Consider the following 16,676-nt stretch of genomic DNA (forward strand, 5'->3'; position numbering starts at 1 on the left):
CTTACTATTCTGTTTCTTCCTGTTCAGTATGCCATTTATTTTTTCACAGACGACAGATTTGTCGGTCTCGGTTGCGGCTCAAAATTTGGAAGGAAGTGATGTGTCGCAGGTTCATATTTTAGAAGATTTTCAATATGTTGTTACCATAAGTAATTCTGGAGGGGCAGTAAGCAACGCCACCTTTTCTATTGGCCTGAGTGATGCGGTAATTGTGGAATCTTATACGTCACAAAACAATTTGGGAGGAGCTAGTTTAGCATCCGATTTTAATTTGGAAGGAAGTAATGTGCTAACAGGAACAGTTCCTAATTTACCAAACAATTCCAGTGTAGAAATCAAGATCATGGTTACGGCACCGCCAACTCCTGGGGGGATTGCCATAAATGCCTCTGTAGCGGCTCCAACAGGCACTACGGACGTGAATATGGGAAATAACCAATCTATTATTTCTATGGACGTGGTTGATCTTCCCATTGATTTTACGGTGTCCCACTGGCAGGTGAGTCCGCCAGAAGGAACTGGTATTAGCGCTTGGGGAGAAATGGTGACTTATCAATTTACCATTACGAATAACAGTGTCATAGACTATCCATTAAATTGGTTTTCTGGCCGCATGAATTTGCTTTCCAATATTAATGCGGGGAAGGCCTTTGTGGTTTTGGAATCTTTAAGCTGTATAGGAGCAAGTGGGGGTATGGATTGTACAGATGTTTCGGGTACAAGCGGGACAGCTGTTGTGAGCTCTTCACAAAGTGTTTTTACCTTTTCAAGTCCTATCGAGTTTACAGCTGGTGGATCTTTGACCTTTGAAGTGCAATACCAATTTACTGGTGCTACTTGTGCTCTAGCCCTGGAACCTCTGGAAGTGGGAAGTTATATTCGATTGAATATAGATCATGAAAATGAGTCTTCAGACGATTCCAATATTGTTGAAACGGGCCTTTTGGAAAGTGAGCTCTGTGATGCAACGGATGTTTGTATAGACACCGTTCAAATCAATCCAGAGCCTACTGAGGTAGTTGGATGGGGAGAGGAAGTTACTTTGGTGACAACTGTTTGTAACAATGGACCCATGGACTCTATTGTGGAGTTCTTTCTTCAGAATTTAAGTTCGGCGCTTATTGATTGGGACGTTATTTCATTGAACTGTACGGCTACCACGGGTGACGTTGGTTGCGATGATTTTGAATTGAGTATAACCGAAATGTTTTGGACCAGTGATACGTTTGTTTTACCGGCCAATACAACGATTACCATTGAAACCGTAGTCGTTTTTAATGGGCCTGAATGTGCTACAAGTCCGGGGACTTTATTGGCCACTTTAAAAAGTGTGATCAATATCATGCAGAGTGGGCTTTTTGACACCAACACTGATAATAATTATCAATCTGACAATGTCATTTTAGAAATGTTGCCAGATTGCCCAACGGCAGATATTTTTGTTTCAAAAGATCAAATATATCCTGAACTGCCCATTGGTTCGTCAGAAGATAATACTGCCTATTGGGGCGAAATCACTTATGAAATCACAGCCCAAAATAATACAGAAGTAGATGTTCCTATTGGACTACAAGACTACATAACTGTAGTGCAAGGAGTAGATATCACTGGTACTTTGGTTTCGGTTGATTGTGTTTCAACAACGGGTTCTGCCACTTGTTTCGCCCTGGAGCATTTGTATATAGGACAGGTTTTTGATGGGCTTCCCGAAGGTGGTGAGGATGATGTTTTGTGGGAGATTTTGGAAGCTGATAATTGGATGTTGCCTTCTCAAAGTTCGGTGACCTTTCATGTGGTGGTAGATTGGCAACCCAGTTGTTCTGATGAGGATGTTTATGTAGATAACCATGTGACCATTGATTATTTTAGCAATTTGGTAGTAGACAACAATGAGAACAATAATGAGACAAGCGTAAGAACCTTTTTGGCACCTTGCGTGGATTTGCTAGTGCAGACCTTTCCAGAATTTCCGCAGGTCAATATCAACCAAGGGTTTAACTGGATTGTAGATATTACCAGTAGCAGTGCTAGCTATAATGCTGTCAATATTGATTTTGAAAATATTTTGGGAAATGAATTCATTATTAATGGTACACCTACTTGTACGGTTACCAATGGTAATGCTGAATGCATGAGTAATATCAACATCAATGGAAACACCCTAACAGGGATCATCCCATTTATGGATGCTAATTCCACAATTCGGGTGATTATCCCGGTAAATGCACCCAATTTTGGTGGCGCTTTCACCAATACGGTTTCAGCAATACCAAATCCCGAAGATAATGAGGAAATATCTCCAGAGACCAATATTTCCATTAGTAACGTGCAAGTAATTGCACCCTTTTTAGTGAAGTCCTTTGATCCAGATATGATCTATGAGGGACAGCAAACTACCTTGACATTTACCATTAATAATACTTCTACCAGTCCGCAACAAACGGGTATTGCGTTTGTGGATAATCTTCCCAGTGGAATGGTATTAAATGGTCCTCCCACTTGGGTCATGGCCAATGGGGCCACAGGTGATTTTGTTGGTGATATAGGCGATACGTTTGTGGGTATTACCAATTTGAGTATCCCACAAGGGATTTCGAATTGTACATTTTCTGTAGAGGTAACAGCCAATGAACCGGGAGTTCTGGTCAATGCGTATACCAATTTTAGTGATTTCGTGAATATTGATGCCACCCAAACCTTTGCAGAGCTTACCGTTTTGGAGGATACTACAGATGTCGATGTTGCTGTAATCAAATCAGTAGAGCCAGGTGAAAGTTCTCTGGGTGAAAGTGTTGAGTTTACCATCCAAGTCACAAATAATGGTTCTTCCACAGGGAATAATATAGAAATAACCGAGATGCTTCCTACCAGTTTTGTGGTGGATAATTATGAGGTAAGTGCGGGTATTTTTGATATAACGACTTACATTTGGGGTCTTTCCAGTTTGGCGCCCCAGCAAACAGAAACCTTGACTCTGGAAACTACCATCGTTTCATCTTCTGGACTTACCAATGTGGCAGTGTTAACAGGGCTTCTGGAAACAGATAGGGATGAGACAAACAATGTTGATGAGGCATCGGTGACCTTGGATAATTGTTTGGAAATACCTCAGGCATTTACTCCCAACAATGACGGATTCAATGATTATTTTGTGATTCCGTGTCTTCAGGATTATGGTTCCAATAATATCCAAATCTATAATCGATATGGCACCACTGTTTTCAAAACAAAGAATTATGACAATAACTGGAATGGAAAACCAAACCAAGGAATCTTGCATGACTCCAAGGCACTATTACCGGTAGGCACCTATTACTATGTCCTAGAGGTTGATGCTTTGGAAAAACCTATGGTTGGGTGGGTGTATTTGACGTATTAATTGAATTTACGTTCTATAATTTCCATGAAACGTTCTTCAAACTCTTCTTTTCCTGCCCAATTATTATGATCAGGTTTGATCAGGTTTTGGATTAGATTTTCGGCATCTTCAAAATCGTCCAGTGTATTAATTTGAGAGATCACACGGTCATAATCTTGCGAGTTACCACCAAACAGATGTTTGATAAAGGCAAGTTTATCGTTTAAGCCTATGGTGAAACCACCACGATTAATATGGTCGTTTAGAGATTTCTTTCCGTTGCCTTGTTTGGAGAGTGGCTCAAAAACGGGAGTTTCTTTATAGTCGGCCGTTATTTCGTCAAAATCGTTTTTGTGGTATTTGGGTTGATTTGGGATGGCTTTTTCAAACAGCTCATCTACCTGTTGTGATTCTTGAGGCATGTGAGCTACCATATCCTTGATTTTTTCAATGGCAGGTTCCATAATTTCTTCATGCTCATTATCATCCAAATTAATGTAGATTTTATCATCAATTTCAATGTTGTCGCTAATATTGTGATTGAATGCTATATTAATGAGGTCAAAAAAGGAAGAATCACTTTCTATAGTGGGTAAATCTTCTTGAAAATTATCTCTAGCAAATTTTAAAACCGTAAGTTTTTCATACAGCGCCGCTACTTCACGATGCATTTTGTCAATATCATCCTTTCCTTTTAATTTAAGGATTCTATGGGCAATGCTCATCAATTCAGCTTCCAACTTCTTCTTCATAACTTTTAAGATTTAATCCAATATATGCTTTTGTTTTTTAATAAATTTACGCCACCTTTATACAGAACGAGTCATCACCCTGATTTAGTGTTAAAATTACAAAATGTTTCTCGAAAATACGGTAAATCATAAAGAACAATTTGGTTGGATTGAAGTGATATGTGGATCTATGTTCTCGGGTAAGACCGAAGAATTGATTCGTAGATTGAAGCGCGCCCAATTTGCCAGACAGAAGGTTGAAATTTTCAAACCGGCTATAGACGTACGCTATGATGAGGATAAGGTGGTGTCTCATGACTCCAATGAAATAAGGTCTACACCTGTACCGGCTGCAGCCAATATTCCCATTTTGGCAGATGGTTGTGATGTTGTAGGGATCGATGAGGCCCAGTTTTTTGATGATGAGATTGTAAGGGTTTGTAATGACCTTGCTAATAAAGGGGTACGTGTGATAGTAGCTGGCTTGGATATGGATTTTAAAGGAAATCCATTCGGACCCATGCCGCATCTTATGGCAACAGCCGAATATGTTACTAAAGTGCATGCCATTTGTACGAGAACAGGAAACTTGGCCCAATATAGTTATCGTAAATCAAAGAGTGACGATTTGGTTTTGTTGGGAGAGGTTGATGAGTATGAGCCTTTGAGTAGGGCTGCGTTTTACAAAGCTATGTTGCGTGACAAAGTAAGGAACATGAAGGTAAATGATCCTGAAGTGGTTATTAATAAATCTAAAGAAGACCATGCCGAAGACCAAGGAGACCCTATTGGAGATTAACCTGAATTCTCTAGCTCATAACTTCCAATATTTAAAATCCCAAATTTCAAATAACACCAAGTTTCTGGCTGTAGTAAAAGCCTTTGCTTATGGTAGTGATGCGGCTGTAATTGCTGGTGAACTTGACAAATTAGGAGCTGATTATTTTGCGGTGGCCTATTCTTATGAGGGAGCCGCCTTGAGGGATTCTGGTATAACAAAACCTATTTTGGTATTGCATCCCCAGCCAATTCATTTTAATACTATTATAGAGAGATGTTTGGAGCCGAATCTCTATAGTTTTAAAGTACTTAAGGCGTTTATTAAAACAGCTGAAGAAGGCAATCAAATAGATTATCCTATTCATATTAAATTCAATACAGGTTTAAATAGATTGGGATTTAATGAGCAAGATGTTCCAGAAATCATTCAAATTTTAAGTACTACAAAAGCTGTGAAGGTACGATCCATATTATCGCATTTGGGTGCTAGTGAAGATCTGAATGAAAAGGAATTTACAGGAAAGCAAATTAATTTGTTTAAAAACATAGCAGTAACTTTTGAAAGCCAGTTGGGAACCAAAGTCCTTAAGCATATGTGCAATACTTCGGGTATTTTAAATTATCCAGAAGCGCATTTTGATATGGTAAGAAGTGGTATTGGTTTGTATGGTTTTGGGAATTCGGAGTTGCAGAATAAAAATTTCAAACCCATAGCAACATTAAAATCGGTTATCTCTCAAATCCATCAATTGTATGAAGGGGATAGCTTGGGATATAACCGAGGATTGATTGTTGAGAAGCCTACGAGGACTGCTACTATTCCAGTAGGTCACGCTGATGGTATCAGCAGACTGTATGGAAAAGGAAAGGGTTATGTTTTAATCAATGGTCAAAGGGCTTATATTTCTGGGAATGTTTGTATGGACATGATCATGGTGGATGTTACCGATATTGACTGTGAAGAAGGTGATGAAGTTATCGTTTTTGGAATGGCTTCAACTGCCGATCAATTGGCACAAAGAGCAGGCACCATTTCCTATGAGTTGTTAACCGCTATATCACAGCGCGTTAAAAGAAAGATTATCTCATAATTTTTGTTTTAGGGATTGGTTTTTTTCTATTTTCGTACTAGTTCTAACTATTAATCAATATTATTATGTTAAAAGAGTTTAAAGAATTTGCCATGAAAGGCAATTTGGTGGATATCGCCGTCGCGTTTGTAATGGGTGCTGCTTTTAATAGTGTTGTTACTTCATTTACTGGAGGTATCGTTTCCCCACTAATTGGTTTGATTTTCAAAACCGATTTCAAGGACTTAAAGTATGTTGTAGAAGAGGGTACTTTAAATGAAGCAGGAGAAAAGGTGGGAGAAGTGGCTGTTATGTACGGTGAGTTTTTGACCAACTTGTTGGACTTCATCATTGTAGCCTTTGTAATGTTTATGATTGTTAAGGCTGTTAATGCAATGAAAAAGAAGGAAGAGCCAGCTCCAGAAGCGCCAAAAGGTCCAACTGAAACAGAATTGTTGGTAGAAATAAGAGATTTATTAAAAAAATAATTATTCGCTACACTATATATTCTAAACCTAAAACCACCCAACACGGGTGGTTCTTTTTTTTAATTAAAATTCATGGAAATTTGAATATTAATTACTTTTGTAGCTTATTAAATTTTTAAATCATGAAAATAGCAGTTGTAGGCGCCACAGGTATGGTTGGCGAGGTGATGTTGAAAGTTTTGGAAGAAAGAAACTTTCCAGTATCTGAATTAATTCCAGTAGCATCAGAAAGAAGTGTAGGGAAAAAGGTGACTTTTAAGAATAAGGAGTTCACTATTGTTGGTTTGGAGACTGCTGTGAAGTTAAAACCTGAAATCGCTATTTTTTCGGCAGGTGGGGGAACCTCATTGGAATGGGCTCCTAAGTTTGCTGAAGTTGGAACTACGGTTGTAGACAATTCATCAGCATGGAGAATGGATCCTACCAAAAAATTGGTAGTTCCAGAAATCAATGCCAAAGTTTTAACAAAGGAAGATAAAATTATTGCCAATCCTAATTGCTCAACCATTCAATTGGTAATGGCATTGGCACCATTACATGACAAATACAGAATGAAGCGTGTGGTAGTTTCAACCTACCAATCGGTTTCTGGTACAGGTGTAAAGGCGGTCAATCAAATGGAGAATGAAGTAAAAGGTGTGGAAGGCGAAATGGCCTATCCTTACCCTATCTTTAAAAATGCGCTTCCTCATTGCGATGTGTTTGAAGATAATGGATACACTAAAGAAGAGATGAAATTGGCACGTGAGCCTCAAAAGATTCTTGATGATAAAACGTTTTCCGTTTCCGCTACTGCAGTGAGAATTCCAACGGCTGGAGGGCACAGTGAATCTGTGAATGTGGAGTTTGAAAATGATTTTGACTTGGCTGATGTGAGAACTTTGCTAAGTGAAACACCAGGTGTCATCGTTCAGGATAATCCGGGAGCTAATTCCTATCCGATGCCTATTTATGCGCACAATAAGGATGAGGTGTTCGTAGGAAGAATTAGAAGGGATGAAACACAACCCAATACGTTGAACATGTGGATTGTGGCTGATAACTTAAGAAAAGGAGCAGCTACCAATGCGGTCCAAATTGCTGAATATCTAGTAGAAAAGGAATTAGTGTAATCACTTCCAAAAATATAATACATGTGAAAACCACCTTCTGTAAGGTGGTTTTTTTATCACCTCATATTTTAATTAATCTTTGCTCGGTTATGAATTGATTGTCAATAGGGGAGAAAAGCAGGCAAACAAAAACCTGCCTTATGAACCACTTAAATTTCATAAAGGCAGGTCTGTAAAATCGATTAATAGCATTCCAAATGTCGCTATTAATTTTAAACCAGACACTAAAAATCTATCAATAGCATGAAAATCTGATAAGTTGCTTTGATTTGTATTTTATTGGGATTAACTGTATTTCACCATTCTTAGAATTCTCATGGCGTCTTTGTATAGGGTGTATATTTCCTCATTGTAAGCCTTTAGGTAAGGTCTAATTTCAATGAGTTTATCAATAGCATCATGAAATAGATTAAAATAGCAAAGGAGGTAGGTGATAGGTAAGTTTTTGAGGTCGTGTTCCTCATGGTTGCTTAAACTCATTCCTTTTTTTAATTTCTCTAGGAGGTTATTGTTTGTATTATAAATATGATAGAGTACCCTTTTGTCATATTGCGGGGGTTGAAACAATAAATCGGTTTTAATGTGGTAGGTAGCATTGTTTTTAAACTCAATTGTGGTTTCTTCAAGTGGGTAATATTTATAGGAATTCTGAAGTCCCAAACGAACATACTCAATAATCTTAAATGTGTTTTCGTCATATTTAATAGAAACCTCGTCTAGATTGGAATAAAAAAGTCTAACCTGCTCGTTAATTAACTTGATATCCACCCGGGAGAAAAACACTTCCTCTTTAACCACTTTCTTCAGGCCAGCCCAACATACCACGAAGTACTCCTTAAATACCTTGTATTGGGGCGAAAAATCTTTTCGTGTATTCATGAAATCAAACACACCGTCCAGAGTGTGTTCTATGTTGTTTTGGGCATGCCTTTCAATATCAGCAACAATACTGGAATTGTTATCTTTGATTTCGATATCAAATACTTTGGGCATACTCATACTGCCATCCCTAAAGAAAACGGACCCTCCATAGTACTTCCAGATATTCTTTCTAAGGGAAGTTATCTTGTTATCGCCTTTAGCTCTAATAGTTACCAAACCCACTACTTTGTCGTCTGGCAAATGGGGAAAGGGAATGTTTTCATATTGCACGATAGGGGGATTGGTCAAATAGGCATTGATTAAGTTTTGAATTTTACTATCGTCAAAAAAATCAGTCCCTACAATTTGATTGTCTTCGTCCTCAACTCCAATAACAATAAAGGAATTGTTGTTAGGGTTGCTGTTGGAGAGGGCACAAATATGCTTTAAGAATTTGGCCTTTCCTTCTTTGTGCGAAATATCAATTCGACGCTTTTTGTCATAAAAACTGTTCTCATCATTGTGAGCCAATAAGTTTTTAATGAGCAAGCGTTTGTTAATCATGATAAAGATGGGGAAGATTTAACTAAACTTCCTTTTTTAATATGGTTGATGAGGCTTGAGCTGTTGGAAAAATAAGCATGTCTGCAATATTCACATGAGGAGGTCTGGAGACAGCAAAATATATCGCTTCGGCAATATCCTCCGCTTGAAGCGCTTTATAACCTTTATAAACATTATCGGCTTGTGAGCCACCTTTAAATCGAACCTTGGAAAACTCGGTTTCAACCAATCCAGGATTGATAGCTCCTACTTTGATGCCATAAGGATTCAAATCAATACGCATACCTTCTGTGATAGCTAGTACAGCATGCTTACTGCCACAATAGACATTACCCTTAGGATAGACTTCTTTTCCGGCCGAAGAACCTATATTTATGATATGTCCAGATTGTCTGTCTCGCATAGAGGGAATAATAGCTTTGCTTATATATAATAGTCCTTTGACATTGATATCCATCATAGCATCCCAGTCGTCAAGAGATCCTTCATCTATGGGGTCTAGCCCATGGGCATTTCCAGCATTATTAATTAGGATATCAATCGTTTTAAAGGAGTTTGGTATAGAGTCAATAGCTTTAAAGACTTCGTCTTTGTCTCTCACGTCAAAATTTAGGGTTGTTACGGGTACAAGAGGCGACAATTCTGTTTTTAATTCATCTAGTCTGTCTTGTCTTCTTCCACAAAGAATAAGTTGAATGCCTTTTTTAGCAAATTCAACAGCTGTAGCCCACCCTATGCCACTGGTTGCGCCAGTAATTAATGCAGTTTTGGTCATGTTGTTATTAATAGATCGTTTAATTCCTCATAAAAATAATTAAATCAGGCTTGAAAAGCATAGGTAAGGAACAGGAAAATAGGATTTTTAAACATATCCAAATACAGACTTCTCTATTTTCAGAATTTACTATGTCTTAAAGGAAAGGTACTTTTGTTTCTGGTCTTACGGATTTGTTTTTTGGAAAATGTCGGTTGAAACACCTTGTTTTCATTGGGGTTTAACAAACTTTCACATTTTAAAAAGGTCTTTTTAAGAAGATTTGTGCGTATATTATTTCAAACGAAGTTTAACCAAATTTAATTTTATGATTCGATTCAAACAACTTACACTAACACTACTAAGTATACTAACTCTTACCTTTATGGGATGTAGCGATGATGACGGTGATTCAACCCCTCAAGCTAGTACATCTCAAATATCTGTTAAACTGATGGATGAGCCCGGAGACTATGAGCATGTTTTTGTAGAGGTACTAGATGTCATGGTCAAAGTGAATGATGAATCAGAAGGAGAAGATGGATGGGAAAGTTTGGGAGCCATCAATACAGGTATTTATGACTTATTGGAACTAACAGGCGGTATTAATGTGCTTTTAGTTGATGATTACACCATTCCTGCTGGAACTTTAAACCAAATCAGATTGATTCTTGGCGATGAAAATACTATTGTTATTGATGGTGTATCACATCCTTTAAATACGCCTAGTGCACAACAATCAGGATTGAAAATTCAAGTGAACCATACATTAGAGCCAAATATCCACTATACCTTTTTATTGGATTTTGATGTTGATGATTCTATTGTAGAAGCAGGTAATTCAGGAAACATTAATTTACATCCAGTCATCAGAGCGACTACAGAAGCTGACACTGGAGCCATAGCGGGAAGCATTCAAAATGATGTGCAAACTGAAATTGTAGCAACCAATGGTATTGAAACAGTTTCCACTTTTGCCGATGAAGATGGTAATTTTGTTTTGGTAGGTTTAACAGGAGGTACTTACATTGTAACTGTAACACCAGATCCAGAATCCTTATTGACACCAATTGAAATTCAAGACGTTGAAGTAACCGTAGGGAGCACAACGCAATTAGACCCTATCGTATTAGAGTAATATCCGTTTCTTTTAAATATATGTTAAAGAGCAGCAATCCTTTGCTGCTCTTTTATTTTTAACCTTACCTTAACAGCATCAAAATAAAAATTTTAACAATTTGCACCTCTTTAACGAGCAAAAAAACATACGGCTTAAATTTTGAATATGATGGAAGAAACAGGCACCATAGACATCAAATCAATCAATGAGAAAATTGAAAGGGAAAGTGCTTTTGTAGATTTATTGACCTATGAAATGAATAAGGTCATTGTGGGTCAAAAGCATATGGTTGAACGGTTGTTAATAGGTTTGTTGGGTCAGGGACACATTCTGCTGGAAGGAGTTCCTGGATTAGCAAAAACACTAGCGATTAATACCTTGTCTCAGGCTGTTGATGCTAGCTTTAGTAGAATTCAGTTTACACCAGATTTACTTCCCGCAGACGTAGTAGGTACCTTAATATATAACATGAAAGAGAATGATTTCTCTATCAAAAAAGGACCTATTTTTGCCAATTTTGTTTTGGCAGATGAGATTAACCGTGCTCCGGCAAAAGTACAGTCTGCCTTATTGGAGGCGATGCAGGAAAAACAGGTTACCATTGGTGACGAAACTTTTAAACTGGACAAGCCATTTTTGGTAATGGCAACACAAAATCCTGTGGAGCAAGAAGGTACTTACCCGCTCCCAGAAGCACAAGTAGACCGTTTTATGTTGAAAACGGTAATCGAATATCCGTTACAAGCAGAGGAGCAACTTATTATTAGAGCCAATTTAAAAGGGGCTTTTGAAAAAGTAAATGCAGTTGTTTCTATTGATCAAATCTTACGTGCACAACAAGCAGTTCGCGAGGTTTACATGGATGAGAAAATTGAAAAATATATACTCGATATCATCTTTGCGACACGTTTCCCAGAGAAATATAAACTTTCAGATTTAAAACCGCTTATCTCCTTCGGGGCCTCTCCGCGTGGTAGTATCAATTTGGCAACAGCTGCCAAATGTTATGCTTTCTTAAAACACCGTGGTTATGTGATTCCTGAAGATGTAAGAGCTGTGGTTCATGATGTGTTGCGTCACAGAATAGGAATTACCTATGAGGCCGAAGCCGAAAACATTACTTCTGTAGATATTATCAATAAAATAGTAAATGAGGTAGAGGTACCTTAATGGAAGTCTAAAGCCTAGTCTTTTTCATTTCAGTTATTAAGGGCTTTAAACTTGAGGACTAATTTATGGATACGAAAGAATTACTTAAAAAGGTACGTAAAATAGAAATCAAGACACGTAGGTTGTCTGATCATATCTTTGGAGGGGAATATCACTCTACCTTCAAAGGTCGTGGTATGACTTTTTCTGAAGTTCGCCAATATCAATTTGGGGATGATGTAAGAAGTATTGATTGGAATGTGACGGCACGATACAATGAACCTTACGTGAAGGTGTTTGAAGAGGAACGTGAACTAACCATGATGTTAATGGTGGATATTTCAGGTTCTGAAATGTTCGGTACCAGTCAGCAATTTAAAAATGAAGTCGTTACCGAAATCGCCGCTACTTTGGCGTTTTCTGCTACCCAGAACAATGACAAGATTGGGTTGATTTTGTTTTCAGAGGATGTTGAACTTTACATTCCACCCAAAAAAGGTAGGTCTCACGTTTTAAGAATTATCAGGGAGCTCATAGAGTTTGAGCCTAAAAGCAAGCAAACCAATATTTCTGAAGCTTTAAAGTTTTTATCCAATGTGATGAAAAAGAAGGCCATTGTGTTTGTTTTGAGTGATTTTATATCAGATGATTATCAGCGTACCCTAAAGATTGTGTCTGGGCGCCATGATGTTACAGGGATACGCGTTTATGACCAGCGTGAGGAAAGTATTCCTAATCTGGGAATGGTTCAAATGCAAGATGGGGAAACGGGAGAGATGATGTTGGTAAATACGTCTTCCAAATCGGTAAGAAGGCAATACGAAGCTTATTACCACGACAAGGTAAACTATTATAAAGACAGTTTTGCCAAATCTGGTGCAGGCAGTTTAAGTTGCCGAACCGATGAAAGCTATGTGAAAAAATTATTAGGATATTTCAAAAGAAGAGGATAGAATGTGTAAAGATTGGTTGGATAAAAAGTATCTTAAAAATAGGCGAGCTCGAGTTTTAAAGCCTGTTTTTTCTTTTTTATTGGTACTTACTTCATGGTTTAGCATGGGACAAGTTACCACCTCCATAGATTCCACCTCCATTAAAATTGGGGAACAAATCACCTATCAAATCAAGGTTGAAAGTGAACCTGAAGATTTGGTTCTTTTCCCAGAAGGGCAATCCTTCAAACCCCTTGAGATGATTGAGTCTTATGCGGTGGACACCATTAAAAAGGACGCCAATTTTGAATTAATTAAAAAATATGGGTTGACCCAATTTGACTCCGGAACTTATTTCATTCCGAAGCAAAAAATAGTTGTGGGTAGTAAATCCTATTTTACAGATTCCCTTAAAGTTGAGGTCAACAACATTCAAATAGATACAACAAAGCAAGGACTTTATGATATCAAGCCGCTAATTGAGGTTAAAAAGCCTAGTAGTAATTGGTTTCAAACCCTGTTGATCATACTAGCTGTTATTGTGGTCCTTGGTGCTTTGGCTTATTGGTTTTTCTTCAGAAAAAAACCATTGACCGAAGAAGAGAAAATTGCTTTACTTCCACCTTATGATCGTGCCAAGTTGGCTTTAAAGAAACTGGAAGAAAGTCCGTATTTGGAAAATTCGGAATACAAGCAATATTATTCTGAATTGACTCTGGCCATCAGGAATTATTTGGATGAAAAAGTATATGACCACGCCTTAGAAAGTACTACTGATGAGTTAATCAACAGATTAAGACTTTTAAAGGATGGAAATCAAATTGATCTAAGTGTTGAAACTATAAAGAACTTGGAGTCCATTTTAAAAAGAGCCGATTTGGTGAAATTTGCCAAGTCTGAGCCAGATAAGGAATTGGCCAAGTTGGACAGGCAAACCGTTGATTTGGAGATTGATCATGTTAAAGAAGCCCTTCCAGAGCCTTCGGAAGAAGAAAAGCTCATGGATGAACAATATAAACTGGAGCAAGAGCGCAAATTAAAGCGTAAAAAGCAATGGACTTTGGCCGGAGTGATAGGAGCCTTTATTGTTTTGATATTTGTTGGTTTCGGTTTGAAGTATGGCTTCAGTTATGTGAAAGATAAGTTGTTTCAAAATAACTATTTGGAGCTTATGGAAGGCGAATGGGTTGATAGTGCCTATGGGGTTCCACCTGTTTATATGTCAACACCAGAAGTTTTAAAGAGGATAGATAAAGATACGGATGACAGCATCATGACCAAGACCACAACCTTTACTTACGGTTCGGTTGAAGATTTGGGAGTGTCCGTCAGTACGACCGTTAATCAGAATCAAGGACAGCAGCAACAAGGGATGCAACCACAACAAGGACAACAGACTCCTAGCAATCCAGAAATTGACTTGAATGCTGCAGGAGAAAAAATAATGAAGGGATTCGAAGATAAAGGAGCTACTAATATCCTTACTAAGCAAGATAAATATACGACCCCAAATGGAGCCGAAGGATTGAATGTGCATGGGACATTCAGCGTATCGGGTGAAGAAATGAATTATTCTTTGTTCTTGTTTGTAGCAGAGAATAATGCGGTATTACAGCAAATATTGATTACTTGGCCACAAAACCAAGAATATGCCGAGAAGATTGCCAATAGAGTCGTTGGTTCCATTGAATTAAAAAAGCCTGAATGATGTTTGAGGGATTTGAGTTTCAAAATAAAGAGTTTTTTTGGTTGCTATTGCTACTGCCAATAGCATTGGCATGGTATATTTTTACCTATAAAAGGCAAACAGCCGAGTTAAAGATTTCAAGTTTGAAAGGTTTTAAAGTGGCTAATTCCTGGTTGCCAAAAACCAAACACATTCTTATTCTTTTAAGGTTGGCTGCCTTGGCACTGGTTATTACGGCTATGGCAAGACCAAGAACTGTTGATGTTTCAACCAAAACCAAAACGACACGAGGAATCGATATTGTTATGGCGATAGACGTTTCTGCAAGTATGTTGGCTAAGGATTTGAGACCAAACAGATTGGAAGCATTAAAAAGTGTAGCAGCTCAATTCATAAAGGAGCGACCGAATGACCGAATTGGCTTGGTGGAATATGCAGGTGAGAGTTATACAAAAACGCCAATTACAAGTGATAAAGCAATTGTTTTACGCTCCTTGGAAGACATCAAATACAACAAGGTGATCGAATCGGGGACAGCTATAGGAATGGGATTGGCCACTTCAGTAAACCGATTAAAGGATAGTAAGGCTCAAAGTAAGGTTATTATTCTTTTAACCGATGGTGTGAACAATACCGGTTTTATTGATCCAAAAATTGCCAGTGAATTGGCGGTAGAATATGGTATAAAGGTATATACCATAGGATTGGGAAGCAATGGAATGGCGCTTTCACCTGTGCAAATCTTACCTAATGGTAATTTTCAATATGGTAGAGTACAGGTAGAAATAGATGAAGCACTTTTAAAAGATATAGCCAAAGTAACTGGCGGAAGGTACTTTAGAGCAACCAATAATGAAAAGCTAACAGAGATCTATGAAGAGATCAATAAATTGGAAAAAACAGAGATAGAAGAGTTTAAATTCTATAATTATCAAGAAATGTTTCGTCCGTTGGTATTGTTGGCTGCTTTGTTGTTGATGGTTGAATGGTTATTAAGAATAACAGTTTATAGAAGTTTTGTGTAGATGTTTCAATTAGAAGAAAAAATATGGTTTTGGGGCTTACTGGTAATACCAGTATTGGTTTTGTTTTTCTTGTTGTTGCAACTTTGGAAAAAAAGAGCAGGGAATAAGTTTGCAGATAAGACGTTACTTAAGAGACTAAGTCCCAATCAATCTTTATTTAAATCGGCCTTAAAGCTATTTTTGCTTTGTTTGGCTTTTGCTTTTTTGGTGATTGCTTTGGTCAATCCTAAAATTGGCACCAAACTAGAAACAGTTAAACGTGAAGGGGTAGATGTGGTTTTTGCTATAGATGTTTCAAAAAGTATGTTGGCAGAAGACATTGCTCCAAACAGGTTACTGAAAACCAAGCAGCTGGTTACTCAAATTATCAATAATTTGGCGAGTGACCGCATCGGAATTATTGCCTATGCCGGGAATGCTTATCCGCAACTTCCCATAACGACTGATTATGCCTCCGCAAAAATGTTTCTTCAAAACATGAATACCAATATGATGTCGTCACAGGGAACAGCCATCAATGAAGCTATTGAGCTGGCAAAAACGTATTATGATGACGAAGACCAAACCAACCGGGTTTTAATTATCATTTCTGATGGGGAAGATCATGGCGAAGGTGCAGAGCGTGCCGCAGAAGAAGCTTCAGAACAAGGAATACGCATATTTACCATAGGTGTTGGTGACGTTAAGGGAGGTCCAATTCCTATTAAAAGAAATGGTATCGTTCAAGAGTATAAAAAAGATAGTAATGGGGAAACTGTTATTACCCGTTTAAATGAAGAAACCCTAAAGAATATTGCATCTGAAGGAAATGGAGAATATATTCACGGGGAAAATACAACTGAGGTTGTAGAAAAGATTTCTGACGAATTGAATAAAATGGATAAAAAGGAATTTGAGTCGAAACAATTTGCCGATTTCAAAGACCAATTTCAATGGTTTTTGGCAGCAGCCATTTTATTGCTTTTTATTGATATTTTCCTTTTGGAACGTAAGACAGAATGGCTAAAACGTTTAAATCTCTTTAATGAAAACCTTTAACTTTTAT

General features: G+C 37.8%; 14 protein-coding genes. 11 read left to right on the forward strand and 3 right to left on the reverse strand.

Annotated elements, in window-relative coordinates:
• The first annotated feature begins 28 nt into the window (after nt 1-28).
• Entirely contained in the window at nt 29-3,379 is a 3,351-nt protein-coding gene (locus tag ZA07_RS06480; RefSeq protein ID WP_197276707.1) for a gliding motility-associated C-terminal domain-containing protein, read from the forward strand.
• On the opposite strand, the gene ZA07_RS06485 is transcribed toward ZA07_RS06480, so the two are convergent.
• Complete coding sequence (locus ZA07_RS06485; RefSeq protein WP_053970905.1) at nt 3,376-4,110, reverse strand: hypothetical protein; 735 nt, start codon at nt 4,108-4,110, stop codon at nt 3,376-3,378. The genes ZA07_RS06480 and ZA07_RS06485 overlap by 4 nt on opposite strands.
• A gap of 103 nt (nt 4,111-4,213) precedes the next feature.
• Here ZA07_RS06485 and ZA07_RS06490 point away from each other — a divergent pair, with 103 nt between their 5' ends.
• From ZA07_RS06490 to ZA07_RS06505, 4 genes are all read left to right on the forward strand, one after another.
• The gene (locus tag ZA07_RS06490) at nt 4,214-4,888 is read left to right on the forward strand and encodes a thymidine kinase (RefSeq protein WP_053970906.1); all 675 of its coding nucleotides are present in this window, start codon (nt 4,214-4,216) and stop codon (nt 4,886-4,888) included.
• Nucleotides 4,854-5,960 carry an alanine racemase gene (gene alr, locus ZA07_RS06495; RefSeq protein WP_053970907.1) on the forward strand — a complete coding sequence of 369 codons (1,107 nt, stop codon included), beginning with the start codon at nt 4,854-4,856 and terminating at the stop codon, nt 5,958-5,960. The genes ZA07_RS06490 and alr overlap by 35 nt, the downstream gene beginning before the upstream one ends.
• 65 nt (nt 5,961-6,025) lie before the next feature.
• Nucleotides 6,026-6,427: a large-conductance mechanosensitive channel protein MscL gene (gene mscL, locus ZA07_RS06500; protein ID WP_053970908.1), complete on the forward strand. Its 402-nt coding sequence runs from the start codon at nt 6,026-6,028 to the stop codon at nt 6,425-6,427.
• 122 nt (nt 6,428-6,549) lie between these two features.
• Nucleotides 6,550-7,539, forward strand: a complete 990-nt coding sequence (locus ZA07_RS06505; protein ID WP_053970909.1) for an aspartate-semialdehyde dehydrogenase — start codon at nt 6,550-6,552, stop codon at nt 7,537-7,539.
• Between the two features lie 285 nt (nt 7,540-7,824).
• Here the strand turns inward: ZA07_RS06505 and ZA07_RS06510 are convergent, their stop codons facing one another.
• On the reverse strand, nt 7,825-8,964 hold the full coding sequence (locus ZA07_RS06510) for an ATP-binding protein (protein WP_053970910.1): 1,140 nt from the start codon (nt 8,962-8,964) through the stop codon (nt 7,825-7,827).
• Nucleotides 8,965-8,986: 22 nt separating this feature from the next.
• Nucleotides 8,987-9,739, reverse strand: coding sequence for an SDR family NAD(P)-dependent oxidoreductase (locus ZA07_RS06515; protein ID WP_053970911.1), 753 nt, complete (start codon nt 9,737-9,739; stop codon nt 8,987-8,989).
• Nucleotides 9,740-10,046: 307 nt separating this feature from the next.
• On the opposite strand from ZA07_RS06515, the gene ZA07_RS06520 reads away from it, so the two are divergent.
• The 6 genes from ZA07_RS06520 to ZA07_RS06545 all read left to right on the forward strand — a co-directional run bounded on the left by ZA07_RS06520 (nt 10,047) and on the right by ZA07_RS06545 (nt 16,669).
• The gene (locus tag ZA07_RS06520) at nt 10,047-10,856 is read left to right on the forward strand and encodes a DUF4382 domain-containing protein (protein WP_231628646.1); all 810 of its coding nucleotides are present in this window, start codon (nt 10,047-10,049) and stop codon (nt 10,854-10,856) included.
• Between the two features lie 147 nt (nt 10,857-11,003).
• The gene (locus ZA07_RS06525) at nt 11,004-12,008 is read left to right on the forward strand and encodes a MoxR family ATPase (protein WP_197276708.1); all 1,005 of its coding nucleotides are present in this window, start codon (nt 11,004-11,006) and stop codon (nt 12,006-12,008) included.
• A gap of 65 nt (nt 12,009-12,073) precedes the next feature.
• Nucleotides 12,074-12,940, forward strand: coding sequence for a DUF58 domain-containing protein (locus tag ZA07_RS06530; protein WP_053970912.1), 867 nt, complete (start codon nt 12,074-12,076; stop codon nt 12,938-12,940).
• Nucleotide 12,941: 1 nt separating this feature from the next.
• Nucleotides 12,942-14,627 (forward strand): BatD family protein, encoded by a 1,686-nt coding sequence (locus ZA07_RS06535; RefSeq protein ID WP_231628647.1) that lies wholly within the window; start codon nt 12,942-12,944, stop codon nt 14,625-14,627.
• Complete coding sequence (locus ZA07_RS06540; RefSeq protein ID WP_053970913.1) at nt 14,627-15,631, forward strand: VWA domain-containing protein; 1,005 nt, start codon at nt 14,627-14,629, stop codon at nt 15,629-15,631. The genes ZA07_RS06535 and ZA07_RS06540 overlap by 1 nt, the downstream gene beginning before the upstream one ends.
• On the forward strand, nt 15,632-16,669 hold the full coding sequence (locus ZA07_RS06545; protein WP_053970914.1) for a VWA domain-containing protein: 1,038 nt from the start codon (nt 15,632-15,634) through the stop codon (nt 16,667-16,669). It begins immediately after the preceding gene.
• The last annotated feature ends 7 nt before the right edge of the window (nt 16,670-16,676 follow it).

The organism is Mangrovimonas sp. ST2L15, assembly GCF_001280515.1.
GTDB classification, from domain to species: Bacteria; Bacteroidota; Bacteroidia; order Flavobacteriales; family Flavobacteriaceae; genus Mangrovimonas; species Mangrovimonas futianensis.

Coding starts and splice junctions, on each gene's coding strand:
- ZA07_RS06480 (WP_197276707.1), top strand. CDS start 29: ATGCCATTTATTTTTTCACAGACGACAGATTTGTCGGTCTCGGTTGCG.
- ZA07_RS06485 (WP_053970905.1), bottom strand. CDS start 4,110: ATGAAGAAGAAGTTGGAAGCTGAATTGATGAGCATTGCCCATAGAATC.
- ZA07_RS06490 (WP_053970906.1), top strand. CDS start 4,214: ATGTTTCTCGAAAATACGGTAAATCATAAAGAACAATTTGGTTGGATT.
- alr (WP_053970907.1), top strand. CDS start 4,854: ATGCCGAAGACCAAGGAGACCCTATTGGAGATTAACCTGAATTCTCTA.
- mscL (WP_053970908.1), top strand. CDS start 6,026: ATGTTAAAAGAGTTTAAAGAATTTGCCATGAAAGGCAATTTGGTGGAT.
- ZA07_RS06505 (WP_053970909.1), top strand. CDS start 6,550: ATGAAAATAGCAGTTGTAGGCGCCACAGGTATGGTTGGCGAGGTGATG.
- ZA07_RS06510 (WP_053970910.1), bottom strand. CDS start 8,964: ATGATTAACAAACGCTTGCTCATTAAAAACTTATTGGCTCACAATGAT.
- ZA07_RS06515 (WP_053970911.1), bottom strand. CDS start 9,739: ATGACCAAAACTGCATTAATTACTGGCGCAACCAGTGGCATAGGGTGG.
- ZA07_RS06520 (WP_231628646.1), top strand. CDS start 10,047: ATGATTCGATTCAAACAACTTACACTAACACTACTAAGTATACTAACT.
- ZA07_RS06525 (WP_197276708.1), top strand. CDS start 11,004: ATGATGGAAGAAACAGGCACCATAGACATCAAATCAATCAATGAGAAA.
- ZA07_RS06530 (WP_053970912.1), top strand. CDS start 12,074: ATGGATACGAAAGAATTACTTAAAAAGGTACGTAAAATAGAAATCAAG.
- ZA07_RS06535 (WP_231628647.1), top strand. CDS start 12,942: ATGTGTAAAGATTGGTTGGATAAAAAGTATCTTAAAAATAGGCGAGCT.
- ZA07_RS06540 (WP_053970913.1), top strand. CDS start 14,627: ATGTTTGAGGGATTTGAGTTTCAAAATAAAGAGTTTTTTTGGTTGCTA.
- ZA07_RS06545 (WP_053970914.1), top strand. CDS start 15,632: ATGTTTCAATTAGAAGAAAAAATATGGTTTTGGGGCTTACTGGTAATA.